The 25487-nt window shown below is 55.9% G+C and carries 23 protein-coding genes; 18 read left to right on the top strand and 5 right to left on the bottom strand.

All coding sequences use genetic code 11. The features are described from left to right. The first annotated feature begins 116 nt into the window (after positions 1-116). Positions 117-455, top strand: a complete 339-nt coding sequence (locus KGP25_RS23620; protein WP_008501577.1) for a DUF413 domain-containing protein — start codon at positions 117-119, stop codon at positions 453-455. A 30-nt stretch (positions 456-485) separates the two neighbouring features. Here KGP25_RS23620 and KGP25_RS23615 read toward each other — a convergent pair whose 3' ends face one another. Beyond that, a complete protein-coding gene (locus KGP25_RS23615; protein WP_223539689.1) occupies positions 486-2006 on the bottom strand; it encodes a YifB family Mg chelatase-like AAA ATPase in 1521 nt (506 codons plus the stop codon). A 341-nt stretch (positions 2007-2347) separates the two neighbouring features. Between KGP25_RS23615 and ilvL the strand changes: the two genes are divergently transcribed. The 7 genes from ilvL (at position 2348) to ilvA (ending at position 8898) form a co-directional block, all read left to right on the top strand. Continuing rightward, positions 2348-2446, top strand: a complete 99-nt coding sequence (gene ilvL, locus KGP25_RS23610) for an ilv operon leader peptide (protein WP_001311244.1) — start codon at positions 2348-2350, stop codon at positions 2444-2446. 86 nt (positions 2447-2532) lie between these two features. Next, on the top strand, positions 2533-2583 hold the full coding sequence (gene ilvX / locus KGP25_RS23605; RefSeq protein ID WP_166792073.1) for a peptide IlvX: 51 nt from the start codon (positions 2533-2535) through the stop codon (positions 2581-2583). Between the two features lie 2 nt (positions 2584-2585). Next, the gene (gene ilvG / locus KGP25_RS23600; RefSeq protein WP_223539688.1) at positions 2586-4232 is read left to right on the top strand and encodes an acetolactate synthase 2 catalytic subunit; all 1647 of its coding nucleotides are present in this window, start codon (positions 2586-2588) and stop codon (positions 4230-4232) included. Further along, complete coding sequence (gene ilvM, locus KGP25_RS23595) at positions 4229-4492, top strand: acetolactate synthase 2 small subunit (protein WP_006179206.1); 264 nt, start codon at positions 4229-4231, stop codon at positions 4490-4492. Before ilvG ends, ilvM begins: the two co-directional genes overlap by 4 nt. An 18-nt stretch (positions 4493-4510) precedes the next feature. After that, a complete protein-coding gene (gene ilvE, locus KGP25_RS23590) occupies positions 4511-5440 on the top strand; it encodes a branched-chain-amino-acid transaminase (protein WP_023309654.1) in 930 nt (309 codons plus the stop codon). Between the two features lie 60 nt (positions 5441-5500). Beyond that, on the top strand, positions 5501-7351 hold the full coding sequence (ilvD, locus tag KGP25_RS23585) for a dihydroxy-acid dehydratase (RefSeq protein ID WP_045909248.1): 1851 nt from the start codon (positions 5501-5503) through the stop codon (positions 7349-7351). Between the two features lie 2 nt (positions 7352-7353). Next, positions 7354-8898 (top strand): threonine ammonia-lyase, biosynthetic, encoded by a 1545-nt coding sequence (gene ilvA, locus KGP25_RS23580; RefSeq protein WP_223539687.1) that lies wholly within the window; start codon positions 7354-7356, stop codon positions 8896-8898. Positions 8899-8943: 45 nt separating this feature from the next. Here the strand turns inward: ilvA and ilvY are convergent, their stop codons facing one another. Continuing rightward, positions 8944-9834 (bottom strand): HTH-type transcriptional activator IlvY, encoded by an 891-nt coding sequence (ilvY, locus tag KGP25_RS23575; RefSeq protein WP_008501572.1) that lies wholly within the window; start codon positions 9832-9834, stop codon positions 8944-8946. Between the two features lie 152 nt (positions 9835-9986). On the opposite strand from ilvY, the gene ilvC reads away from it, so the two are divergent. Continuing rightward, complete coding sequence (ilvC, locus tag KGP25_RS23570; protein ID WP_021242831.1) at positions 9987-11462, top strand: ketol-acid reductoisomerase; 1476 nt, start codon at positions 9987-9989, stop codon at positions 11460-11462. A gap of 86 nt (positions 11463-11548) precedes the next feature. Here ilvC and ppiC read toward each other — a convergent pair whose 3' ends face one another. Beyond that, positions 11549-11830, bottom strand: a complete 282-nt coding sequence (gene ppiC, locus KGP25_RS23565) for a peptidylprolyl isomerase PpiC (protein ID WP_008501570.1) — start codon at positions 11828-11830, stop codon at positions 11549-11551. Between the two features lie 85 nt (positions 11831-11915). On the opposite strand from ppiC, the gene rep reads away from it, so the two are divergent. Beyond that, positions 11916-13940, top strand: coding sequence for a DNA helicase Rep (rep, locus tag KGP25_RS23560; protein WP_008501569.1), 2025 nt, complete (start codon positions 11916-11918; stop codon positions 13938-13940). A gap of 51 nt (positions 13941-13991) precedes the next feature. Here rep and gppA read toward each other — a convergent pair whose 3' ends face one another. Together gppA and rhlB are read right to left on the bottom strand one after the other, a co-directional pair. Further along, positions 13992-15476, bottom strand: a complete 1485-nt coding sequence (gene gppA, locus KGP25_RS23555) for a guanosine-5'-triphosphate,3'-diphosphate diphosphatase (RefSeq protein ID WP_032654053.1) — start codon at positions 15474-15476, stop codon at positions 13992-13994. Positions 15477-15482: 6 nt separating this feature from the next. After that, on the bottom strand, positions 15483-16751 hold the full coding sequence (rhlB, locus tag KGP25_RS23550) for an ATP-dependent RNA helicase RhlB (RefSeq protein WP_048030801.1): 1269 nt from the start codon (positions 16749-16751) through the stop codon (positions 15483-15485). A gap of 144 nt (positions 16752-16895) precedes the next feature. Between rhlB and trxA the strand changes: the two genes are divergently transcribed. The 8 genes from trxA to rffA all read left to right on the top strand — a co-directional run bounded on the left by trxA (position 16896) and on the right by rffA (position 25487). Beyond that, positions 16896-17225 carry a thioredoxin TrxA gene (gene trxA, locus KGP25_RS23545; protein WP_006179218.1) on the top strand — a complete coding sequence of 110 codons (330 nt, stop codon included), beginning with the start codon at positions 16896-16898 and terminating at the stop codon, positions 17223-17225. Positions 17226-17570: 345 nt separating this feature from the next. Then, on the top strand, positions 17571-18830 hold the full coding sequence (gene rho, locus KGP25_RS23540; RefSeq protein WP_008501566.1) for a transcription termination factor Rho: 1260 nt from the start codon (positions 17571-17573) through the stop codon (positions 18828-18830). A gap of 238 nt (positions 18831-19068) precedes the next feature. Continuing rightward, positions 19069-20172, top strand: a complete 1104-nt coding sequence (gene wecA, locus KGP25_RS23535; RefSeq protein ID WP_223539686.1) for a UDP-N-acetylglucosamine--undecaprenyl-phosphate N-acetylglucosaminephosphotransferase — start codon at positions 19069-19071, stop codon at positions 20170-20172. 13 nt (positions 20173-20185) lie between these two features. Beyond that, entirely contained in the window at positions 20186-21232 is a 1047-nt protein-coding gene (gene wzzE / locus KGP25_RS23530; RefSeq protein WP_045909242.1) for an ECA polysaccharide chain length modulation protein, read from the top strand. A 56-nt stretch (positions 21233-21288) separates the two neighbouring features. Beyond that, the gene (gene wecB, locus KGP25_RS23525) at positions 21289-22419 is read left to right on the top strand and encodes a UDP-N-acetylglucosamine 2-epimerase (non-hydrolyzing) (protein ID WP_223539685.1); all 1131 of its coding nucleotides are present in this window, start codon (positions 21289-21291) and stop codon (positions 22417-22419) included. Beyond that, complete coding sequence (wecC, locus tag KGP25_RS23520) at positions 22416-23678, top strand: UDP-N-acetyl-D-mannosamine dehydrogenase (protein ID WP_048226917.1); 1263 nt, start codon at positions 22416-22418, stop codon at positions 23676-23678. Before wecB ends, wecC begins: the two co-directional genes overlap by 4 nt. Beyond that, positions 23675-24352, top strand: coding sequence for a dTDP-4-amino-4,6-dideoxy-D-galactose acyltransferase (gene rffC, locus KGP25_RS23515; RefSeq protein ID WP_223539684.1), 678 nt, complete (start codon positions 23675-23677; stop codon positions 24350-24352). Before wecC ends, rffC begins: the two co-directional genes overlap by 4 nt. Before the next feature lie 4 nt (positions 24353-24356). Beyond that, positions 24357-25487: a dTDP-4-amino-4,6-dideoxygalactose transaminase gene (rffA, locus tag KGP25_RS23510; protein WP_196347461.1), complete on the top strand. Its 1131-nt coding sequence runs from the start codon at positions 24357-24359 to the stop codon at positions 25485-25487.

The raw sequence follows: 25487 nt of genomic DNA, 5'->3' as shown, positions 1-25487 counted from the left end.
CTTTCTCCGCAAAATTATTTGTCGTTATGATTTAAATGTTTTGTTTTACACTCTGTCAAGCGTAACTAATACTCCGCGCCATAAATAGCTCGGCCAAAGAATTAGGAGCGTGTAGGATGGCGGAAAGCTTTACGACGACTAATCGTTTTTTCGACAATAAACATTATCCGCGCGGGTTCTCTCGTCACGGCGATTTCACCATCAAAGAAGCTCAACTGCTTGAGCGCCATGGTTATGCCTTTAACGAGCTGGATCTGGGTAAGCGTGAACCTGCAACCGAAGACGAAAAACAGTTTGTTTCTGTTTGCCGTGGTGAGCGTGAGCCGCAGTCTGAAGCGGAACGTGTGTGGATCAAGTATATGGCACGCATTAAGCGTCCAAAGCGCTTCCATACGCTGTCTGGCGGTAAGCCGCAGATGGAAGGTGCAGAAGACTACACCGAGTCTGATGACTAAGATGATAAGAAGGGGCTACGGCCCCTTTTTTTATGCCAGCAACTTCTGCAGATGCAGCAGCAAACGATCGATAGCGCGATAGCTCAGCGCCTCCTGCAAGTGTTTCCTCTCAATGTCAGTACATCCCTCCACGTCAGCAATGGTTCTGGCCACTTTTAGCAAACGCTGCCACGCACGTATAGATAGCCCAAAGCGCGTCAACGCCTCCTCCAGCCATACCGCATCCTCACTGTTAAGGGCACAAAACTGCCGGATGCCGGCATTATCCAGCCGCGCATTTAGCCTGTTCTGGCGAGTGTACTGTCGTGCCTGGGCGGCGATCACCCGCTCGCGTACCTTCGCAGAGCTTTCACCCGTGATGCCCGTCTGCCTGAGCAGGCCCGGAGGAGGAAGCGGGATTTCGAGAGATAAATCGAAACGGTCGAGGAACGGACCGGATAACTTTCCCAGATAGCGCAGCGTCTGCTCTGGCGTACAGCGGTTATGGTTGCCCTGGTAGTGGCCCGTCGGGCTGGGATTCATCGCAGCGACCAGTTGAAACTGCGCGGGATAGCTTATTTTGGCCCGCGTGCGCGAGATATGTATTTCGCCAGATTCAATAGGTTCTCTCAGCGCATCCAGCACGCGGCGCTCAAACTCGGGCAGCTCATCGAGAAACAGAATGCCATTGTGCGCCAGTGAGATCTCACCCGGGCCGGGGATAGACCCGCCGCCGACCATCGCCGTCAGTGAAGCGCTATGATGTGGGGAACGAAAAGGACGACGGCGCCACTGTTTTTGCAACGATGCAGAACTGATGAGGCTATAGATGGCAGCGCTTTCCAGCGCTTCATGATTATTAAGCGGCGGAAGCAGCCCGCTCAGCCTGCTCGCCAGCATCGTTTTCCCCGTACCTGGCGGGCCAATCAACAGAAGATTGTGTCCACCTGCGGCCGTAATCTCCAGTGCCCGCTTCCCTTGCTCCTGTCCCATAATCTCGCTGAGATCCTCCGGGACGTCGGTTATAACCTCGTCACACTCCTCCGGTTCGGACAGTTCATGTCGTCCTTCCAGCCAGGCACAAACTTCCTGTAAATGTCCCGCGATGAGGCATCCTTTTTCCGCGATAAGACTCACTTCTGATGCGTTTTCATTGGCCACAATGATTTGCCGGCCTGCTCGTATGGCCTCTAGCGCTCCCGATATCGCGCCGGGAACGCCTCTCAGCGCGCCTGTGAGCGCGAGTTCACCCACGAACTCATACGAGCCTAGCCTTGTCGTATTAAGCTGCTCAGAAGCCGCGAGAAGGGCAATTGCGATAGGTAAATCGTATCGTCCCCCTTCTTTAGGCAGGTCGGCGGGAGCAAGGTTGATGGTGATCTTCTTCGCAGGGAAGGTATAACCGCTATTTATTATTGCGCTACGGACGCGATCCCTGGCTTCTTTAACCGTCGTTTCAGGTAACCCGACAAGCGTGAGTCCGGGCAGCCCATTACTCAAATGCACCTCTACGGAAACAAGCGGTGCCTTTACCCCGAGGGCCGCACGCGTATAAACAACTGACAGTGACATTTGCACTACCTCCTGGTGTGACTATGTCAGTGCTCGTTATGTTTGTTTATTGCCATTTCGTGAATTTACGCCGCTTTTTCAGGGATTTTAATGGCGCATTGCAACAATTTCATAATCGTGGAAAGCTCCTCGCAGAACGAAAAAAATCCTGTTTTGACGGTTAGCACCACAGTAAAAAAATGAAAAATATTCATTTTCTAATTTCCGTATATAAAACAACGCTTTTAAGAAATATGATTCGCGGGCTAACCAAATCCGTCATAAATAAATCTTGTGTTTAATTTGAAAACTGTGATACCTCTTTAGGTATTCCTTCGAACAAGATGCAAAAAGAACTGAAAATGACAGCCCTTCTACGAGTGATTAGCCTGGTCGTGATTAGCGTGGTGGTGATTATTATCCCACCGTGCGGGGCTGCACTTGGACGAGGAAAGGCTTAGAAATCAAGCCTTAACGAACTAAGACCCCCGCACCGAAAGGTCCGGGGGTTTTTTTATGACTAAAAAACGCAAATGAGGAGCAGAGAATGACGACTAGCACAAAATTCTGTTTCTCCCGATTTATGACGGGGAACTAACTATGAATGGGGCACAGTGGGTAGTACATGCGTTGCGCGCACAGGGAGTCGAGACAGTATTCGGTTATCCGGGTGGCGCAATTATGCCGATTTACGATGCACTGTATGACGGCGGCGTGGAACATCTCTTGTGCCGACACGAGCAGGGCGCAGTGATGGCGGCCATTGGTTACGCCCGCGCGACCGGTAAAACCGGCGTGTGTATGGCGACGTCAGGCCCTGGCGCAACTAACCTGATCACCGGCCTGGCTGACGCGCTGCTGGATTCTGTTCCCGTTGTTGCCATCACCGGGCAGGTGGCGTCTCCGTTCATCGGTACCGACGCTTTTCAGGAGGTCGATGTTCTGGGTTTATCGCTGGCCTGCACCAAACACAGTTTCCTTGTTCAGTCTCTGGAAGAGCTGCCGCGCGTCATGGCTGAAGCATTCGAGGTTGCCAGCTCCGGCCGCCCTGGCCCGGTTCTGGTGGATATCCCGAAAGATATCCAGGTCGCACTCGGCGAACTGGAGCCGCACTTCTCCACCGTTCGAAGCGACGACGCGTTTCCGCATGCGGCAGTTGAAGAGGCGCGTCAGATGCTGGCGCAGGCAAAACAGCCGATGCTGTACGTTGGCGGTGGCGTAGGCATGGCGCAAGCCGTTCCCGCCCTGCGTGAATTTATTGCGATAACGCAAATGCCTGCCACCTGCACGCTGAAAGGGTTGGGTGCGGTAGATGCAGACTACCCGTACTATCTGGGCATGCTCGGGATGCACGGCACTAAAGCGGCAAACCTGGCGGTGCAGGCGTGCGATCTGCTCATCGCCGTCGGTGCCCGTTTTGACGACCGCGTTACCGGCAAGCTGAATACCTTTGCGCCGAACGCCAAAGTCATCCATATGGATATCGACCCGGCGGAAATGAACAAGCTGCGTCAGGCGCACGTCGCGCTGCAGGGCGATCTCAACGCGCTTTTACCGGCATTGCAGCAGCCGCTGGATATCAACGCATGGCGTCAGCACACCGCCGATATGCGCGCTGAACATGCCTGGCGTTACGATCATCCGGGCGAGGCCATCTACGCGCCGCTGCTGTTGAAGCAGTTGTCCGACCGTAAACCGGCAAACAGCGTGGTGACGACCGATGTCGGCCAGCATCAGATGTGGTCAGCCCAGCACATGACCTACACCCGTCCGGAGAATTTCATCACGTCCAGCGGGTTAGGGACGATGGGCTTCGGTCTGCCAGCCGCCGTTGGCGCACAGGTTGCCCGCCCGAACGATACCGTAATCTGTATCTCCGGTGACGGCTCCTTCATGATGAACGTTCAGGAGCTCGGCACCGTTAAGCGCAAGCAGTTGCCGCTGAAAATCGTCTTGCTCGACAACCAGCGTTTAGGGATGGTTCGCCAGTGGCAACAGCTGTTCTTCCAGGAGCGTTACAGCGAAACGACCCTTACCGATAACCCCGATTTCCTCACGCTGGCCAGCGCCTTTGGCATCCCTGGTCAGCACATCACCCGTAAAGATCAGGTTGAAGCGGCGCTCGACACCATGCTGAACAGCGAGGGGCCTTACCTGCTTCATGTCTCAATCGACGAACTCGAGAACGTCTGGCCGCTGGTACCGCCTGGTGCCAGTAACTCACAAATGATGGAGAAATTATCATGATGCAGCATCAGGTCGCCGTACAGGCTCGCTTCAACCCGGAAACCTTAGAGCGCGTTTTGCGTGTGGTGCGTCATCGTGGTTTTCAGATTTGCTCTATGAATATGGAGACGGCCACTGACGCCCAAAACATCAGTATCGAATTAACCGTTGCCAGCCCGCGGTCGGTCGACTTACTGTTTAGTCAGTTATCAAAGCTGGTAGACGTTGCCCATGTTGCCATCTGCCAGAGCACAACCACATCACAACAAATCCGCGCTTAAGCGTGACAGGACGAAAAAATGACGACAAAAAAAGCTGATTACATTTGGTTCAACGGTGAGATGGTTCGCTGGGAGGACGCGAAGGTCCACGTGATGTCCCACGCGCTGCATTACGGTACCTCCGTGTTTGAAGGCATCCGCTGCTACGATTCTCACAAAGGGCCAGTGGTGTTCCGCCATCGCGAACACATGCAGCGTCTGCATGACTCAGCCAAAATTTATCGTTTCCCGGTATCTCAGAGCGTGGATGAGCTGATGGAAGCCTGCCGCGACGTGATCCGTAAGAACAACCTGACCAGCGCCTATATTCGTCCGCTGGTCTTCGTGGGCGACGTCGGTATGGGCGTGAACCCGCCGGCGGGCTATACCACGGATGTGATCATTGCCGCGTTCCCGTGGGGGGCTTATCTGGGTGCAGAAGCCCTGGAACAGGGGATCGACGCAATGGTCTCTTCCTGGAACCGCGTTGCACCAAACACCATCCCGACCGCGGCTAAAGCGGGCGGTAACTACCTTTCTTCCCTGCTGGTCGGCAGCGAAGCGCGCCGTCACGGCTACCAGGAAGGTATCGCGCTCGATGTAAATGGCTACATCTCCGAAGGCGCAGGTGAAAACCTGTTTGAAGTGAAAGACGGCATTCTGTTTACGCCGCCATTCACCTCGTCCGCGCTGCCGGGCATCACCCGTGACGCCATCATCAAGCTGGCGAAAGACCTCGGTATCGAAGTGCGCGAGCAGGTGCTGTCCCGCGAATCCCTCTATCTGGCCGATGAAGTGTTTATGTCCGGTACCGCGGCTGAAATCACGCCGGTACGCAGCGTAGACGGTATCCAGGTGGGCGAAGGCCGCTGTGGCCCGGTCACCAAACGCATTCAGCAAGCGTTCTTTGGTCTCTTCACCGGCGAAACAGAAGATAAATACGGCTGGTTGGATCAGGTTAATCACTAAATATAAATTTGGGACGGCACGCACCGTCCCATTACATAGTCAGACGGGAGTAAATAAAGCATGCCTAAGTATCGTTCAGCCACCACCACCCACGGCCGTAACATGGCGGGTGCTCGCGCACTGTGGCGCGCCACCGGAATGACCGACGCCGATTTCGGCAAGCCAATTATCGCCGTGGTGAACTCCTTCACCCAGTTCGTCCCGGGCCATGTGCACCTGCGCGATCTGGGTAAGCTGGTTGCCGAGCAAATCGAGGCCTCCGGCGGCGTGGCGAAAGAGTTCAACACCATTGCGGTGGATGACGGTATCGCGATGGGCCACGGGGGCATGCTCTATTCACTGCCGTCGCGCGAGCTGATCGCCGACTCGGTGGAGTACATGGTTAACGCCCACTGCGCCGATGCAATGGTCTGTATCTCCAACTGCGACAAAATCACCCCGGGGATGCTGATGGCCTCCCTTCGCCTGAACATTCCGGTGATCTTCGTCTCCGGTGGCCCAATGGAAGCGGGGAAAACCAAGCTCTCCGACAAAATCATCAAGCTCGACCTGGTCGATGCGATGATTCAGGGTGCGGATCCGAAGGTTTCTGACGAGCAGAGCGATCAGGTGGAACGCTCCGCGTGTCCGACCTGCGGCTCCTGTTCCGGTATGTTCACGGCTAACTCCATGAACTGTCTGACCGAAGCGCTGGGTCTGTCTCAGCCGGGCAACGGCTCGCTGCTGGCGACCCATGCCGACCGTAAGCAGCTGTTCCTCAATGCCGGTAAACGTATCGTTGAACTGACTAAGCGCTACTACGAGCAGGACGACGCCAGCGCGCTGCCGCGCAGCATCGCCAGTAAAGCGGCATTCGAGAACGCCATGACCCTGGATATCGCCATGGGCGGTTCCACCAACACCGTTCTGCACCTGCTGGCCGCCGCGCAGGAAGCCGAAATCGACTTCACCATGAGCGACATCGACAAGCTCTCCCGTAAAGTGCCGCAGCTGTGTAAGGTCGCGCCAAGTACGCAGAAGTACCACATGGAAGACGTGCACCGTGCCGGTGGCGTCATCGGTATCCTCGGCGAGCTGGATCGCGCCGGGCTGCTGAACCGTGACGTGAAAAACGTGCTCGGCCTGACGCTGCCGGAATCGCTGGACCAGTACGACGTGATGCTGACCAAAGACGACGCGGTGAAAAAAATGTTCCGCGCCGGTCCTGCCGGTATTCGTACCACGCAGGCATTCTCGCAGGATTGCCGCTGGGACACCCTGGACGATGACCGCGCCGAAGGCTGCATCCGCTCGCTGGAACATGCCTACAGCAAAGACGGTGGCCTGGCCGTGCTGTACGGTAACTTTGCGGAAAATGGCTGCATCGTGAAGACCGCTGGCGTGGACGACAGCATCCTGAAATTCACCGGTCCGGCGAAAGTGTACGAAAGCCAGGATGAAGCGGTAGACGCCATCCTGGGCGGTAAAGTGGTGGAAGGCGATGTGGTTGTCATCCGTTATGAAGGGCCAAAAGGCGGCCCGGGTATGCAGGAGATGCTCTACCCAACCACTTTCCTGAAATCGATGGGCCTCGGTAAAGCCTGCGCGCTGATCACCGACGGGCGTTTCTCCGGCGGGACCTCTGGTCTCTCCATCGGTCACGTTTCGCCGGAAGCGGCAAGCGGCGGCAACATCGCCATCATCGAAGATGGTGACCTGATCGAAATCGACATTCCGAATCGCGGCATTCAGCTCAAGCTGAGCGATCAGGAGATCGCGGCCCGTCGTGAAGCGCAGGAAGCGCGCGGCGACAAAGCCTGGACGCCGAAAGACCGTCAGCGTGAAGTCTCCTTCGCCCTGCGCGCCTACGCGAGCCTTGCCACCAGTGCAGATAAAGGCGCGGTGCGCGATAAATCGAAACTTGGGGGCTAACGATGGCCGAGTCGCAACCCCTATCCGCCGCCCCTGAGGGGGCGGAGTACCTGAGAGCGGTGCTGCGCGCGCCGGTCTATGAAGCCGTGCAGGTCACCCCCCTGCAGAAAATGGAAAAACTCTCTTCGCGCCTCGACAACGTCATTCTGGTGAAGCGCGAAGACCGCCAGCCGGTGCACAGCTTTAAGCTGCGCGGCGCCTACGCGATGATGGCCGGGCTGACCGACGAGCAAAAAGCGCGCGGCGTGATTACCGCCTCGGCAGGTAACCATGCGCAAGGCGTGGCGTTCTCGTCTGCTCGCCTGGGTCTGAAAGCACTGATCGTGATGCCGGTTGCTACCGCAGACATCAAGGTCGACGCGGTGCGCGGTTTCGGCGGCGAAGTCTTACTCCACGGGGCCAACTTTGACGAAGCCAAAGCCAAAGCGATTGAGCTGGCGCAGCAGCAGGGGTGCACCTGGGTGCCGCCGTTCGACCACCCGATGGTGATTGCCGGGCAGGGGACGCTGGCGCTTGAACTGCTGCAGCAGGATGCCCATCTCGACCGCGTCTTTGTCCCGGTTGGCGGCGGCGGTTTAGCCGCAGGCGTGGCGGTGCTGATCAAACAGCTAATGCCGCAGATCAAAGTCATTGCCGTGGAAGCGGAAGACTCCGCCTGCCTGAAAGCGGCGCTGGAGGCCGGGCATCCGGTCGACCTGCCGCGCGTCGGGCTGTTTGCCGAGGGCGTGGCGGTGAAGCGTATTGGCGATGAAACGTTCCGCCTGTGCCGGGAATATCTTGACGATATCGTCACGGTGGATAGCGATGCCATCTGCGCGGCGATGAAAGATCTGTTCGAAGACGTGCGTGCGGTGGCGGAACCGTCCGGCGCGCTGGCGCTGGCGGGCATGAAAAAATACATCGCACAGCACAACATCCGCGGCGAGCGTCTGGCGCACGTGCTTTCCGGTGCCAACGTGAACTTCCACGGTCTTCGCTACGTGTCCGAACGCTGCGAGCTGGGCGAACAGCGTGAAGCGCTGCTGGCGGTGACCATTCCGGAAGAGAAGGGCAGCTTCCTGAAGTTCTGTCAGCTGCTGGGCGGTCGTTCGGTGACGGAATTTAACTACCGTTTTGCCGATGCCAAAGATGCCTGCATTTTTGTCGGCGTGCGTCTGAGCCGTGGCGTGGAGGAGCGCAAAGAGATCCTCAACCTACTGCATGAGGGCGGCTATAGCGTGGTCGATCTCTCTGACGATGAGATGGCGAAGCTGCACGTGCGTTACATGGTCGGTGGCCGTCCTTCGAAGCCGCTCAAAGAACGCCTGTTCAGCTTTGAATTCCCGGAATCGCCGGGCGCGCTGCTCAAGTTCCTGCACACGCTGGGCACGCACTGGAACATCTCTCTGTTCCACTACCGCAGCCACGGCACCGACTACGGGCGTGTGCTGGCGGCGTTTGAACTGGGCGAGCACGAGCCGGATTTCGAAACGCGGCTGAACGAGCTGGGCTATGAGTGTCACGACGAAACCCATAACCCGGCGTTCCGCTTCTTCCTGGCAGGCTAGTGGTAGAGCTGCGCGTAGGCCGGGTAAGCGTAGCGCCACCCGGCTTCAGTGGTTCGGCAATATCGTCCAGAACGCATCAATAAGCGGCTCATGCAGCCGCTTTTTTTGTGCGCATACGCCAAGCTCAAACGGCGTCTTCTCATCGCTGCGCTCCAGTATCATCACGCGATTGCGCACCGGTTCCGGGCTATTTTCCAGCACCACTTCCGGCAGCAGCGCCACGCCGCAGCCGAGCGCCACCATCGACACCATCGCCTCATGACCGCTGACGGTAGCGTAAATCGACGGGTTGCTGATTTTCTGGCGGCGGAACCACAGCTCAATGCGACGTCGCACCGGCCCCTGATCGGCCATGATAAACGGCACCGTCGACCAGTCCGGTTTTTCCACCGACACCTGGTTACGCACCGGGCAGGGCAGCGCTGGGGCAATCAGCACCACCGCCAGATTCTCCAGCATCGAGAACGCTACCGCGCCCGGCAGGGTTTCCGGCTTCCCGGCAATGGCGAGATCCGCTTCGCCCGTCACCACTTTTTCCATTGCGTCGGCGGCATCGCCGGTGGTGAGCTTAATTTCAACCGACGGATGCGCCGCGCGGAAGCGGTCAAGGATGGGCGGCAGATGGCTGTAGGCGGCGGTCACGGAGCAAAAAATATGCAGTTCACCGGAGAGTGACGGCCCCTGCTGATCGATAGAGTGCCGCAGCTGCTGGTACTGCAACAGCGTCTGCTGGGCAAAAATGCGCAGCTCTTCACCCGCCTCCGTGAGGGTGACGGTGCGGTTATCGCGCACGAACAGCGGCTGGCCAAGGTCTTCCTCAAGGCGTTGGATCTGGCGTGAAAGCGTGGAGGGGCTAACGTGCATCGCCCGCGCGCTGCGGCCAAAATGACGGCTTTCCGCCAGGTGAAGAAACATTTTCAGATCGCGTAAATCCACCGATTCCACTCCCTCTTTTTACATTGCAAAAATTGCAATGTGACGTTGTGAATATATCAATTTCCGCAATAAATTTCCTGTTGTAATGTGGGTACATTCTCGCTGAAACGCGAACCGAACAATAAGACACACAACATCACGAGGTATCACCCATGGCTAACTACTTTAATACACTGAACTTGCGCCAGCAGCTGGCGCAGCTGGGCAAATGCCGCTTCATGGCGCGCGACGAATTTGCCGATGGCGCAAGCTACCTTCAGGGTAAAAAAGTGGTCATCGTCGGCTGCGGCGCACAGGGTCTGAACCAGGGCCTGAACATGCGTGACTCCGGTCTGGATATCTCCTACGCCCTGCGCAAAGAAGCGATTGCCGAGAAGCGCGCTTCATGGCGTAAAGCGACCGAAAACGGCTTCAAAGTGGGTACCTACGAAGAGCTGATCCCGCAGGCGGATCTGGTGGTTAACCTGACGCCGGACAAGCAGCACTCTGACGTAGTGCGTTCCGTACAGCCGCTGATGAAAGACGGTGCCGCGCTGGGTTACTCCCACGGCTTTAACATCGTTGAAGTGGGCGAGCAGATCCGTAAAGACATCACCGTGGTGATGGTGGCACCGAAGTGCCCGGGTACCGAAGTACGTGAAGAGTACAAGCGTGGTTTCGGCGTGCCGACCCTGATCGCGGTACACCCGGAAAACGATCCGAAAGGCGAAGGTATGGCGATTGCCAAAGCATGGGCAGCGGCGACCGGCGGCCACCGTGCGGGCGTGCTGGAATCTTCCTTCGTTGCCGAAGTGAAATCTGACCTGATGGGCGAGCAGACCATTCTGTGCGGCATGCTGCAGGCCGGTTCTCTGCTGTGCTTCGATAAGCTGGTGGAAGAGGGTACCGACCCGGCATACGCGGAAAAACTGATTCAGTTCGGCTGGGAAACTATCACCGAAGCGCTGAAGCAGGGCGGTATTACGCTGATGATGGACCGTCTGTCCAACCCGGCAAAACTGCGTGCTTACGCGCTGTCTGAACAGCTGAAAACCATTATGGCGCCGCTGTTCCAGAAACATATGGACGACATCATCTCCGGCGAGTTCTCTTCCGGCATGATGGCGGACTGGGCGAACGACGATAAGAAACTGCTGACCTGGCGTGAAGAGACCGGTAAAACCGCGTTCGAAACCGCGCCACAGTATGAAGGTAAAATCGGCGAGCAGGAGTACTTCGATAAAGGCGTGCTGATGATCGCGATGGTGAAAGCGGGCGTTGAGCTGGCGTTCGAAACCATGGTGGATTCCGGCATCATCGAAGAGTCTGCGTACTACGAATCACTGCACGAGCTGCCGCTGATTGCGAACACCATCGCTCGTAAGCGTCTGTACGAAATGAACGTGGTGATCTCTGATACCGCAGAATACGGTAACTACCTGTTCTCTTACGCCTGCGTACCGCTGCTGAAAGAGTTTATGACCACTCTGCAGACGGGCGATCTGGGTAAAGCGATTGCAGAAGGTGCCGTGGACAACGCGCAGCTGCGCGATGTGAATGAAGCGATTCGCAGCCACCAGATCGAGAAAGTGGGCCACAAACTGCGTGGCTACATGACCGATATGAAGCGTATCGCGGTAGCGGGTTAACAACTTTGTCGGGTGGCGCTTCGCTTACCCGACCTACAAAACCGTAAGATGTAGGCCGGGTAAGGCGTAGCCGCCACCCGGCTTTTTTATTTGCGATACAGCACTTTAATCACGTGGTAGCCGAACTGCGTGTGCAGCGGGCCGGTTGGCTCCAGCACCGGGCAGGAGAAGACCACTTTATCGAACGCCGGTACCATCTGACCCTGGCGGAATTCACCCAGATCGCCGCCGCGTTTGCCTGACGGACAGATAGAGTGCTTCTTCGCCAGTTTGCCGAAGTCGGCGCCGTTTTTGATCTGCTCCAGAAGATCCAGAGCCAGTTTTTCTTCTTTAACAAGAATATGCAGTGCTGCTGCTGTTTTTGCCATGATCGTGCCTTGAGTGGTATGGATTAGGCTCGCTATACTACCACGCTGTTATTCTCCCCTCCTGACTTTCATTGAGTGATCATTTATGCGTTTAAACCCCGGACAACAACAAGCCGTCGAATTTGTCACCGGACCGTGTCTGGTGCTGGCGGGGGCTGGATCCGGTAAAACCCGCGTGATCACCAACAAGATTGCGCACCTGATCCGCGGCTGTGGCTATCAGGCCCGGCACATTGCGGCGGTGACGTTTACCAATAAAGCGGCGCGTGAGATGAAAGAGCGTGTCGGCCAGACGCTGGGGCGCAAAGAGGCCCGGGGCCTGATGATCTCCACCTTCCACACGCTGGGGCTGGATATCATCAAGCGCGAGTATGCGGCGCTGGGCATGAAGTCCAACTTCTCCCTCTTCGATGACACCGACCAGGTGGCGTTGCTCAAAGAGCTCACCGAGGGGCTGATCGAAGATGACAAGGTGCTGTTGCAGCAGCTGATCTCGACGATCTCAAACTGGAAAAACGATCTGATGACCCCGGCCCAGGCCGCGGCGATCGCCAAAGGCGAACGGGATCGCATCTTCGCCCACTGCTACGGTCTGTACGATGCACACATGAAAGCGTGCAACGTGCTGGACTTCGACGACCTGATCCTGCTGCCGACGCTGCTGCTGCAGCGTAATGAAGAGGTTCGCGAGCGCTGGCAGAACAAAATCCGTTACCTGCTGGTGGATGAGTATCAGGACACCAACACCAGCCAGTACGAGCTGGTGAAGCTGCTAGTGGGGCAGCGCGCGCGTTTCACCGTGGTCGGCGATGATGACCAGTCAATTTACTCCTGGCGCGGCGCGCGTCCGCAAAACCTGGTGCTGCTGAGCAAAGATTTCCCGGCGCTGCAGGTGATTAAGCTGGAGCAGAACTACCGCTCCTCCGGGCGTATCCTGAAGGCCGCAAACATCCTGATCGCCAATAACCCGCACGTGTTTGAGAAGCGTCTCTTCTCCGAGCTGGGCTACGGGACGGAGCTGAAAGTGCTCAGCGCCAATAACGAAGAGCATGAAGCGGAGCGCGTCACCGGTGAACTGATCGCCCATCACTTCGTCAATAAAACCGAATATAAGGATTACGCGATCCTCTATCGCGGGAATCACCAGTCGCGCGTCTTTGAAAAGATGCTGATGCAGAACCGCATTCCGTACAAAATCTCGGGCGGGACCTCGTTCTTCTCACGGCCAGAGATCAAAGACCTGCTGGCTTATCTGCGCGTGCTCACTAACCCGGATGACGACAGCGCGTTTCTGCGTATTGTGAATACGCCAAAACGCGAGATTGGCCCGGCGACGCTGCAAAAACTCGGCGAGTGGGCGATGACGCGTAACAAAAGCCTGTTTACCGCCAGCTTCGACATGGGGCTAAGCCAGACGTTAACCGGTCGCGGCTATGATTCGTTAACGCGATTCACCCACTGGCTCGGCGAAGTGCAGCGTCTCGCGGAGCGCGAGCCGGTGGCGGCGGTGCGCGATCTCATTCACGGCATCGACTATGAGTCCTGGCTGTACGAAACCTCGGCCAGCCCGAAAGCCGCTGAGATGCGCATGAAGAACGTTAACCAGCTCTTCAGCTGGATGACCGAAATGCTGGAGGGTTCTGAAATCGACGAGCCGATGACCCTGACGCAGGTCGTCACCCGCTTTACCCTGCGCGACATGATGGAGCGTGGCGAGAGCGAAGAAGAGGCCGATCAGGTACAGCTGATGACGCTGCACGCGTCAAAAGGTCTGGAGTTCCCGTATGTCTATCTGGTCGGTATGGAAGAGGGGTTGTTACCGCATCAGAGCAGCATTGATGAAGACAACGTCGACGAGGAGCGCCGCCTGGCCTACGTGGGGATCACCCGCGCGCAGAAAGAGCTGACGTTCACACTGTGTAAAGAGCGCCGTCAGTATGGCGAACTTGTCCGCCCGGAGCCGAGCCGTTTCCTGCTGGAACTGCCGCAGGATGACCTGATCTGGGAGCAGGAACGCAAAGTGATTACTGCGGAAGAGCGGATGCACAAGGGGCAGGCTAACGTGGCGAACATTCGCGCCATGCTGGCAAAAGCCAAAGAGAAAGGATAAGGATGAGTAGGCCGGGTAAGGCGAAGCCGCCACCCGGCAATGTTCAGCGTATTACTTCACTTCCAGCACCCAGTGCACATAGCTCTGCCACTGGCACTCCTGATCGATCATCTCTGCCCCAAGCGGGTGACGTTCAATCCAGTTTTCCGGCAGCGTCAGCGACAGTTTTTCGTCATCGGCCACCAGGCCGATCGCAGGCAGCAAATCATCGCGACGGCGGCTGGCAAACAGAATCGCCAGACGCAGCAGGCGGCACAGATGTTCGGCCACGCGCGGCGGTACGGCGTTTTGCTGATGCAAAGACGAGAGATCGACGGCATTGGTCTGGTTCAGCAGCAGCGTTGCCAGTAATTTTTTCTGTGCGGGTGTATAGCCCGGTAAATCCAGGTTGCGCACCAGATACGCTGCATGAGCAGGAGCCTGCTTAAAATCAATACTCAGCCCCACTTCATGGAGCGCACAGGCGCTCAGCAGTAAATCGCGGCTCAGTGGTTCAAGATCCCAGACGTTAGCGACCTGATCGGCGAAGCGTGACGCCAGCTGCGATACGCGTCCTGCCTGATCGATATCAACCAGAAAACGACGCTGCACGTTGCGCAGGGTACGGCTGCGGATGTCCTGATCGACTGACAGATGCAGCATCCCGTAGACCAGACCTTCACGCAGCGCGCCGCCGGCCAGGGTCATACACTGGATGTTCAGTTCGGTGAAAATAGCGATCAGAATAGCCAGCCCGCTCGGGAAAACCAGCGCGCGTTCGAGCGTCAGGCCTTCAATTTCCAGCTCTTCAAGGCGTCCACACTGAATGGCGCGCTGTTTTAGCTGCTGAAGCTTGGCAAGCGTAATCCGCTCGTCCATTCCCTGCGCCATCATGATTTCCTGCAGGGCCTGAACGGTGCCCGACGCACCCACGCAGACTTTCCAGCCGTGATAGCGCAGCTCGTCCATCACCGGACGTAACACCTCGCGCGCCGCATTTTCTGCCTCGTCGAAGTTCTCTTTACCCAGATTACGATCGGTAAAGTAGCGCTCAAGCCAGGTCACGCAGCCCATCGACAGGCTGAACAGCGAGGTTGCCTGCGCGCCGGTGCCTGTCACCAGCTCGGTACTGGCACCGCCGATATCCACCACCAGGCGGCGATCGTCACCCCCCGTGGTATGTGCAACCCCCTGATAAATCAGGCGAGCTTCTTCTTCACCGCTGATAACCTGAACCGGGCAACCGAGAATTTCCTGCGCTCTGGCAATAAAATCTACGGCGTTAACCGCAAGGCGGAGTGTCGCGGTGGCGACGACGGTGATTTGGGCATGCGGGATATCCTGCAGACGCTCGGCAAAGAGTCGCAGACACTGCCAGCCACGTTCCATGGCTTCAGGTGAGAGGTGATTGTCGCTGCTCAGGCCCGCCGCGAGGCGGACCTTGCGCTTAATGCGCGTCAGCGTTTGTATGCTTCCTGCCACCTCGCGCACAACCAGCATATGAAAACTATTCGAACCGAGATCGATTGCTGCATAAAGCGAGGTGGAGCTGAGCATATTTTCTTAACCTGAACGACGACGATTACGCGGTGCGCCGCCTGAACGACGCGGTCCATTGCCGGAGCGTGGGCGGGTTAGACGCTTAGGCGGCGGCAGTTCGCTTAACAGCGCTTCCGGATTGTATTTGCTCTGCGGAATAGAGTGACCGATGTAGGTCTCAATGGCCGGAAGATTCAGCGCATACTCTTCACACGCAAGGCTAATCGAATGACCGCTTGCGCCCGCACGACCGGTACGACCGATACGGTGTACGTAGTCTTCACAGTCGTCTGGCAGATCGTAGTTAAAGACGTGCGTTACGGCTGGAATGTGTAAACCACGTGCAGCCACGTCGGTGGCGACCAGAATATCGAGATCGCCACGGGTGAACTCTTCAAGAATTCGCAGGCGTTTTTTCTGCGCGACGTCACCGGTCAACAGGCCAACACGGTGGCCGTCTGCAGCCAGATGGCCCCAGATGTCTTCACAGCGGTGTTTGGTGTTCGCGAAGATAATGGCGCGATCTGGCCACTCTTCTTCAATCAGCGTTTGCAGCAGGCGCATCTTCTCTTCATTCGAAGGATAGAAGAGCTCTTCTTTAATGCGGTGACCCGTTTTCTGCTCCGGTTCCACTTCCACGTACTCGGCGTTGTTCATCTGTTCGAACGCCAGTTCGCGCACACGGTAGGAGAGGGTTGCAGAGAACAGCATATTCAGGCGCTGGGTAGCCGGAGGCATACGACGGAACAGCCATCGGATGTCTTTAATGAAGCCCAGATCGTACATGCGGTCAGCTTCATCGAGCACCACAACCTGGATGGCACCGAGGTTAATGTGGTTCTGTTTGGCGTAATCGATAAGACGGCCGGTGGTACCGATCAGGATATCCACACCGCTTTCCAGTACTTTCAGCTGTTTATCGTAGCCGTCGCCGCCATAGGCCAGGCCCAGCTTCAGGCCGGTAGCCTGCGCCAGGGGTTCAGCGTCTGCGTGGATCTGTACCGCCAGTTCTCGCGTCGGGGCCATAATTAGCGCGCGCGGCTGGTTAACTTTGCGGTCTGCAATCGCTGGGTGAGAAAGTAAATAATGAAACGTTGACGTTAAAAACGCCATCGTTTTGCCGGTACCGGTTTGCGCCTGCCCGGCAACATCGCGACCGGCCAGCGTCAGCGGCAGCGCGAGGGCCTGAATGGGCGTGCAGTTATGAAACCCTTTATTTTCAAGGGCTTCAATCACCTTCGGGTGCAGCGCGAAGTCGGAAAACTTCTGTTCTGTTAAATGTGTTTTGCTCATAGTGTGGTAGAATATCAGCTTACTATTGCTTTACGAAAGCGTATCCGGTGAAATAAAGTCAACCTTTAGTTGGTTAATGCGACATCAACACGTCGTTGGTGGAGACAAAACCAACGTACCAGGCTTATTCCTGTGGAGTTATATATGAGCGATAAAATTATTCACCTGACTGACGACAGTTTTGACACGGACGTACTTAAGGCTGACGGGCTGATCCTCGTCGATTTCTGGGCTGAATGGTGTGGTCCTTGCAAAATGATCGCCCCGATTCTGGATGAGATCGCCGACGAATATCAGGGCAAACTGACCGTTGCCAAGCTGAACATCGACCAGAACCCGGGCACCGCGCCAAAATACGGTATCCGTGGCATTCCGACCCTGCTGCTGTTCAAAAACGGCGAAGTGGCGGCGACCAAAGTGGGCGCGCTGTCCAAAGGTCAACTGAAAGAGTTCCTGGACGCTAACCTGGCGTAAGGTTTCTCCGCTGCGCGTTCAGAGCTCCCGGCTAAATGATCTGGAACTCTGGACGCCCGGCTGAAGTCGTGCTAAGTTAGCTATGACTTCGTTTTAAACATATCTTGTTGTTTGAATCTTGTTTTACCCGATACTTCCCGCTGTTGACATATCCAGTGCGTGAAGTGGCTAAATTCCGGGCTTGTCACTCAATCCGTCTTGTCGTTTCAGTTCTGCGTTCTTTCCCTGTGACCAGACAGCGAACAGACATGAGTTGATGGCCGCTAAACAGGCATGGATGACCCTGCCATACCATTCACAACATTAAGTTCGAGAATCACCCCGAGTTTAAGAACCCACACCATTATGAATCTTACCGAATTAAAGAATACGCCGGTTTCTGAGCTGATCACTCTCGGCGAAAATATGGGGCTGGAAAACCAGGCTCGTATGCGCAAGCAGGACATCATTTTCGCCATCCTGAAGCAGCACGCTAAGAGTGGCGAAGATATCTTTGGCGACGGTGTGCTGGAGATATTGCAAGACGGTTTTGGTTTCCTCCGCTCTGCAGACAGCTCCTACCTCGCCGGCCCTGACGACATCTACGTATCCCCCAGCCAAATCCGCCGTTTCAACCTCCGCACTGGTGACACCATTTCAGGTAAGATTCGTCCTCCTAAAGAGGGTGAACGCTACTTTGCGCTGTTGAAAGTCAATGAAGTTAACTTCGACAAACCTGAAAACTCGCGTAATAAGATCCTCTTTGAGAACTTAACGCCGCTGCACGCGAACTCTCGCCTGCGCATGGAACGTGGTAACGGTTCGACCGAAGACTTAACCGCGCGTGTTCTGGATCTGGCATCACCTATTGGTCGCGGCCAGCGTGGTCTGATTGTGGCGCCGCCAAAAGCGGGTAAAACCATGCTGCTGCAGAACATCGCGCAGAGCATCGCCTATAACCACCCAGACTGTGTGCTGATGGTGCTGCTGATTGACGAACGTCCGGAAGAAGTGACCGAGATGCAGCGTCTGGTTAAAGGTGAAGTGGTTGCTTCTACCTTCGACGAGCCAGCATCTCGCCACGTTCAGGTTGCGGAAATGGTTATCGAGAAGGCAAAACGCCTGGTTGAGCACAAGAAAGACGTGATCATCCTGCTCGACTCCATCACCCGTCTGGCGCGTGCCTACAACACCGTGGTGCCAGCGTCTGGTAAAGTGCTGACCGGTGGTGTGGATGCTAACGCCCTGCATCGTCCGAAACGCTTCTTCGGTGCTGCACGTAACGTGGAAGAGGGCGGCAGCCTGACCATCATCGCGACGGCGCTGATCGATACCGGTTCCAAAATGGACGAAGTGATTTACGAAGAGTTTAAAGGTACAGGCAACATGGAACTGCACCTCTCTCGTAAGATCGCTGAAAAACGCGTCTTCCCGGCTATCGACTACAACCGTTCCGGTACCCGTAAAGAAGAGTTGCTCACCACTCAGGAAGAGCTGCAGAAAATGTGGATCCTGCGCAAAATCATCCATCCAATGGGTGAAATCGACGCGATGGAGTTCCTCATCAACAAACTGGCGATGACCAAAACCAACGACGATTTCTTCGACATGATGAAACGCTCGTAACGCAAATAAAGCCAGCGAACGCCACGTTTTTACGTGGCGTTTTTCTTTTATGGACTATACGCTAGTACCACCTACTCCCAATTTTGACGTGTAGGTGTAACAATAAGACGATTCGTAGAGTAAAAACATTAATAGCTTGAATAATATACAAATGAGGTCACAAGAGGTTTACTTTTACCTTCGGGCTATGAGCCTTCATGGTTATACTTCCGAGACTAACATTTGTTGAGAATCCATTGTGAACCTATTCGATACGTTTACTGATCTAACCAGTATTTTTTTATTCACCACCTGTTTTCTGTTTATTGCGCGTAAGGTGGCGAAATACGTGGGGTTAGTGGATAAACCCAACTTCCGGAAACGTCATCAGGGTATGATCCCCCTGGTGGGTGGTATCTCAGTATTTGCTGGTATTTGCTATGCCTTCGCAATTGCTAACTACTATGTCCCACATGTCAAATTATACCTGATGTGTTCAACGGTACTGGTTATCGTCGGCGCGCTTGACGATCGTTATGACATCAGCGTTAAAATTCGCGCCTTTGTGCAGGCGGCAGTTGGCATTGCCATGATGATCTCAGCAAAACTCTACTTGAGTAGCCTGGGCTATATTTTTGGCTCGTGGGAGATGGTGCTCGGCCCGTTCGGCTATTTTCTGACGCTTTTCGCCGTATGGGTGGCTATAAACGCATTCAACATGGTCGATGGTATTGATGGCTTGCTGGGGGGACTCTCCTGCGTCTCATTTGCCGCGATCGGTTTTATTTTGTGGTTTGACGGACAATATAGTCTTGCTATGTGGTGCTTCGCCATGATTGCCGCCATCCTGCCTTATATCCTGTTAAACCTCGGTGCGCTGGGGCGTCGCTATAAAGTCTTTATGGGTGATGCGGGCAGTACACTTATTGGGTTTACCGTCATCTGGATCTTGCTGGAAACGACTCAGGGACAAGTCCATCCTATCAGCCCTGTTACCGCGTTGTGGATTATCGCTATCCCGTTAATGGATATGGTTGCGATAATGTATCGCCGCTTGCGCAAAGGGATGAGTCCCTTCTCAGCCGACCGACAGCATATTCATCATTTGATCATGCGAGCTGGATTCACCTCCAGACAGGCATTTGTTTTGATAACCGTAGCGGCTGCTATCCTTGCGGGAGTGGGTGTTGCCGCGGAGTATGCTCATTTTGTGCCAGAATGGGTCATGTTGGTATTATTCTTGCTAGCATTTTTCCTGTACGGCTACTGCATTAAGCGCGCATGGAAAGTGGCGCGGTTCATTAAACGTATTAAACGCAGGATGCGTCGTAACAGTGGCAAAAACACAACATTAACTAAGTAAAACCGGGACTATGATGACTCAACCGTTGGCGGGAGCGAAATCAGTGGTAACAGAGAATGAACTGGATATTCGGGGTTTGTTTCGCGTGTTATGGGCAGGCAAACTTTGGATTGCGGGGATCGCGCTGGGATTTGCACTGTTAGCGCTGGCCTATACGTTCTTTGCAAAACAGGAATGGAGCGCCACGGCAATCACGGACAAACCAACGGTTAACATGCTTGGGGGATACTATTCCCAGCAGCAATTCCTGCGAAACCTGGATATCAAAGCCAACCTTGCCACGCCAGATCAGGTTTCTGTTATGGATGAGGCCTACAAAGAGTTTGTGATGCAACTGGCTTCGTGGGATACGCGTCGCGACTTCTGGTCCCAGACGGATTACTACAAGCAGCGTCGGGTTGATAACACTAAAGCCGATGCCGCCCTGCTGGACGATCTGATTAACAATATTCAGTTTATGCCGGGCGACGCGCTGCGTAACGTGAATGACAGCGTCAAGCTGATTGCAGAAACCGCGCCGGATGCCAACAACCTGCTGCGTCAATACGTCGCGTTTGCCAGCCAGCGTGCCGCAAGCCATCTTAACGAAGAGCTTAAAGGCGCCTGGGCGGCCCGTACCATCCAGATGAAAGCCCAGGTGAAACGTCAGGAAGAGGTGGCTAAAGCGATTTTCACTCGCCGTGTACACAATATTGAGCAGGCGCTGAAAATTGCGGAACAGCACAATATTTCCCGTAGTGAGACGGACGTGCCGGCTGATGAACTGCCTGACTCTGAAATGTTCCTTCTTGGTCGCCCTATGCTGCAGGCACGCCTGGAAAATCTCCAGGCCGTCGGTCCTGATGTTGACCTCGATTACGATCAAAATCGCGCGATGCTCAATACGCTTAATGTCGGTCCCTCTCTGGACCCGCGTTTTCAGACCTATCGTTATTTGCGAACGCCTGAAGAACCTGTAAAACGCGACAGTCCGCGTCGTGCATTCCTGATGATCATGTGGGGGATTGTCGGTGCACTGGCGGGCGCTGGCGTGGCGTTAACGCGTCGTCGCACAAACTAAGAATGCCGTCTACGATGAAGGCTGCGGCCTTCATCGCCTAATCGAAGAGAATCGATGTGAAAGTACTAACCGTATTTGGCACCAGGCCGGAGGCCATTAAGATGGCACCTCTGGTTCATGCCCTGGCCAGCGATCCTGATATTGAAGCGAAAGTCTGCGTCACGGCCCAGCACCGTGAGATGCTTGACCAGGTCTTAACGCTCTTTTCCATCGTCCCGGATTACGACCTTAATATTATGAAACCGGGGCAAGGGTTGACGGAGATAACCTGTCGCATACTGCAAGATCTCAAGCCGATCCTGGAGACATTCAAGCCTGACGTGGTGCTGGTACACGGAGATACCACCACGACCGTGGCGACCAGCCTGGCCGCGTTTTATCAACGTATTCCCGTGGGGCATGTCGAGGCGGGTCTGCGTACCGGCAATCTGTATTCGCCGTGGCCGGAGGAAGCCAACCGCACGCTAACGGGCCACCTGGCGATGTACCACTTTGCGCCAACGGAAAACTCGCGTCAGAACCTGCTGCGTGAAAATATCGCCGATAACAAAATCTTTGTGACCGGCAATACGGTCATCGATGCGTTAATTTGGGTACGTGACCGCGTCCTCGCAAACGACGATCTTAAGAAAGAACTCGCTGCCCGCTATCCCTTCCTGCACAACGGTAAAAAAACCATACTGGTGACGGGCCACCGACGCGAAAGCTTTGGCCGGGGATTTGAGCAAATCTGTCACGCGCTGGCTGAAATCGCCGCGCAGAACGACGATGTGCAGATTGTCTATCCGGTCCATCTCAATCCTAACGTCAGCGAACCGGTTAACCGCATCCTGGGTCATGTGGAAAATGTCCTTTTGATTGAACCGCAGGACTACCTGCCGTTTGTCTGGCTGATGAACCATGCCTGGCTGATCCTTACCGATTCCGGCGGCATTCAGGAAGAAGCGCCTTCTCTTGGCAAGCCGGTGCTGGTGATGCGTGAAACCACCGAACGTCCGGAAGCGGTGAAAGCCGGGACGGTGCGTCTGGTTGGCACCAACGCGCAGCTCATCGTCGAAGAGGTCTCGCGCCTTCTGCATGACGATGAAACGTATCAGGCGATGAGCCGGGCCCATAATCCGTATGGAGACGGGCAGGCTTGTGGCCGTATTTTGCATGCACTTAAAAACAATCGGGTATCGCTATGAGTTTTACTACCATCTCTGTCATTGGTCTTGGCTACATTGGCTTGCCCACCGCGGCGGCGTTTGCCTCTCGTCAGAAACAGGTTGTCGGTGTGGATATCAACGCCCGCGCGGTGGAAACCATTAACCGTGGCGAAATTCATATTGTCGAGCCCGATCTGGATCGTGTAGTGAAAGAGGCGGTGGAGGGCGGCTTCCTGCGTGCCAGCACGACGCCCGTTGAAGCGGATGCCTATCTGATTGCCGTTCCAACGCCCTTTAAAGGCGACCATGAACCCGACATGGTCTACGTCGAGGCGGCGGCGAAGTCCATTGCCCCTGTGCTGAAGAAAGGGGCGCTGGTGATTCTGGAATCGACCTCTCCCGTCGGCGCTACCGAGCAGATGGCGCAGTGGCTGGCCGACGCGCGCCCTGATTTAAGCTTCCCACAGCAGGCGGGGGAGCAGGCAGATATCAATATCGCCTACTGCCCGGAGCGCGTACTCCCGGGCCAGGTTATGGTCGAACTGATTAAAAACGACCGCGTCATTGGCGGTATGACGCCCGTCTGTTCCGAACGCGCCAGCGCGCTGTACAAGATTTTCCTGGAAGGCGAATGCGTGGTGACCAACTCCCGTACCGCCGAGATGTGTAAGCTGACGGAAAACAGCTTCCGCGACGTCAATATCGCCTTTGCGAACGAACTGTCGCTGATCTGCGCCGATCAGGGGATTAACGTCTGGGAGTTGATTAGCCTGGCGAACCGCCATCCGCGCGTCAACATTCTCCAGCCAGGCCCGGGCGTGGGTGGACACTGTATCGCCGTCGATCCGTGGTTTATTGTGGCGCAGAACCCAGCGCAGGCGCGCCTGATTCGCACCGCGCGTGAAGTCAATGACAGCAAACCTCACTGGGTGCTCAATCAGGTCAAAACCACGGTAGCGGATTGTCTGGCAGAGAGCGGCAAGCGCGCCAGCGAGCTGAAAATTGCCTGCTTTGGTCTGGCCTTCAAACCGAATATTGACGACCTGCGTGAAAGCCCGGCGATGGAAATTGCTCAGATGATTGCCGAATGGCACAAGGGTGAAACGCTGGTGGTTGAGCCGAATATTCATGAACTGCCGGCAAAACTGGCGGGGCATTGCACGCTGACAGCGCTGGATGAGGCGCTGGCGACGGCGGACGTACTGGTGCTGCTGGTGGATCATAAAGCGTTTAAAGCGACGCCTGGTGATGCGGTGCGTCAGCAGTATGTGGTTGATACCAAAGGCGTCTGGCGTTGAACAGCCTGAACGGGGTACTTGAGCCCCTGCAGTGGGAGAGTGCCTTTTTCGGCCTGCCGTCGGCCATTGTGCGCCTGCGCGATGATGCGCCGGTACTGGCTGAATCAGATTTGAACGCCTGGCAACGGATTCAGGCGAAGATCCCGGCGGACCGTACCGACCTGCTTGACGCGCTCCAGCAACGCGGCTTTCAGCTGGTTGAAGGTGAGGCAGACCTTTCCATAACCCTCACCCGGCACGATGCACCCGGTGCGGAAATGGCAACCGAGCAGTATATTCCCGTGCTGCGTCAGATGGCGGCTCAGGCGTTTGCGCAGAGTCGCTTTCGTACGCCCTGGTATGCACCTGACGATAGCGGACGTTTCTATGCCCAGTGGATAGAGAATGCGGTTAAAGGCACCTTTGATCACGTCTGCCTGGTTTTCCGCGCAGGGGACGGTCAACTCCAGGGGTTCGTCTCGCTTCGCAAGCTCAACGCGCGCGAGGCGCGTATTGGCTTATTAGCCGGGCGTGGCATGGGTGAGAAGCTCATGCAGGCGGCGCTGCACTGGGCGCAGCAGCAGCAGGTTGAGACGCTGCGGGTGGCGACCCAGGTGGGCAATACCGCCGCGCTTAAACGTTATATTGCGAGTGGTGCCAACATCGACGCCACCGCCTACTGGTTATACAGGTGACAAGATGATTCCATTTAACGCACCACCCGTCGTCGGAACGGAACTCGACTATATGCAGTCTGCCATGGGCAGCGGCAAACTCTGCGGTGACGGCGGTTTTACCCGTCGCTGTCAGCAGTGGATGGAGCAGCGTTTTCGCAGCGCCAAAGTGCTGCTGACCCCGTCCTGTACGGCATCGCTGGAAATGGCCGCGCTGCTGCTGGATATCCAGCCCGGCGATGAAGTGATCATGCCGAGCTACACCTTCGTTTCCACGGCGAACGCGTTTGTCCTGCGCGGGGCGAAAATCGTCTTTGTGGATATCCGCCCGGATACCATGAATATTGATGAGACGCTGATTGAAGCGGCGATCACCGACAAAACGCGCGCGATCGTGCCGGTTCACTACGCGGGCGTGGCCTGTGAAATGGACACCATCATGGCCATCGCCAAAAAACATAACCTGTTTGTGGTGGAAGATGCCGCCCAGGGCGTGATGTCGACCTACAAGGGACGCGCGCTGGGTACCATCGGCCATATCGGCTGCTTTAGCTTCCACGAAACCAAAAACTACACGGCTGGCGGAGAAGGTGGCGCGACGCTGATTAACGACCGGGCGCTCGTGGAGCGTGCGGAGGTGATCCGCGAAAAAGGCACCAACCGCAGTCAGTTCTTCCGCGGCCAGGTAGACAAATACACCTGGCGCGATATTGGCTCCAGCTATCTGATGGCGGATCTGCAGGCCGCGTACCTGTGGGCGCAGCTGGAAGCCGCGGATCGCATCAACCTGCAGCGCCTCTCCCTGTGGCAAACCTATTACGATGCGCTTGAGCCTCTGGCCAAAGCCGGGCGTATTGAGCTGCCGACTATCCCGGCAGATTGCGGCCACAACGCGCACATGTTCTACATCAAGCTGCGCGATAACGACGACCGGAGCGAGCTTATCGCCTGGCTGAAAGAAGCCGAAATTATGGCGGTGTTCCACTATATTCCGCTGCACTCCAGCCCGGCGGGCGAAGCGTTTGGAACCTTCGCGGGTGAAGACCGTTACACCACCAAAGAAAGTGAGCGGTTGCTTCGTCTGCCACTGTTCTACAACCTCGCGCCAGTTAACCAGCGTACGGTGATTAATACCCTTCTGAGCTATTTCGGCTGA

It is taken from the genome of Enterobacter sp. JBIWA003, from assembly GCF_019968825.1.
In the GTDB taxonomy this organism is placed as follows: domain Bacteria; phylum Pseudomonadota; class Gammaproteobacteria; order Enterobacterales; family Enterobacteriaceae; genus Enterobacter; species Enterobacter quasiroggenkampii.
The sequence above is the reverse complement of the archived record's forward strand: the minus strand, read 5'-3'. Positions and strand labels throughout refer to the sequence as shown.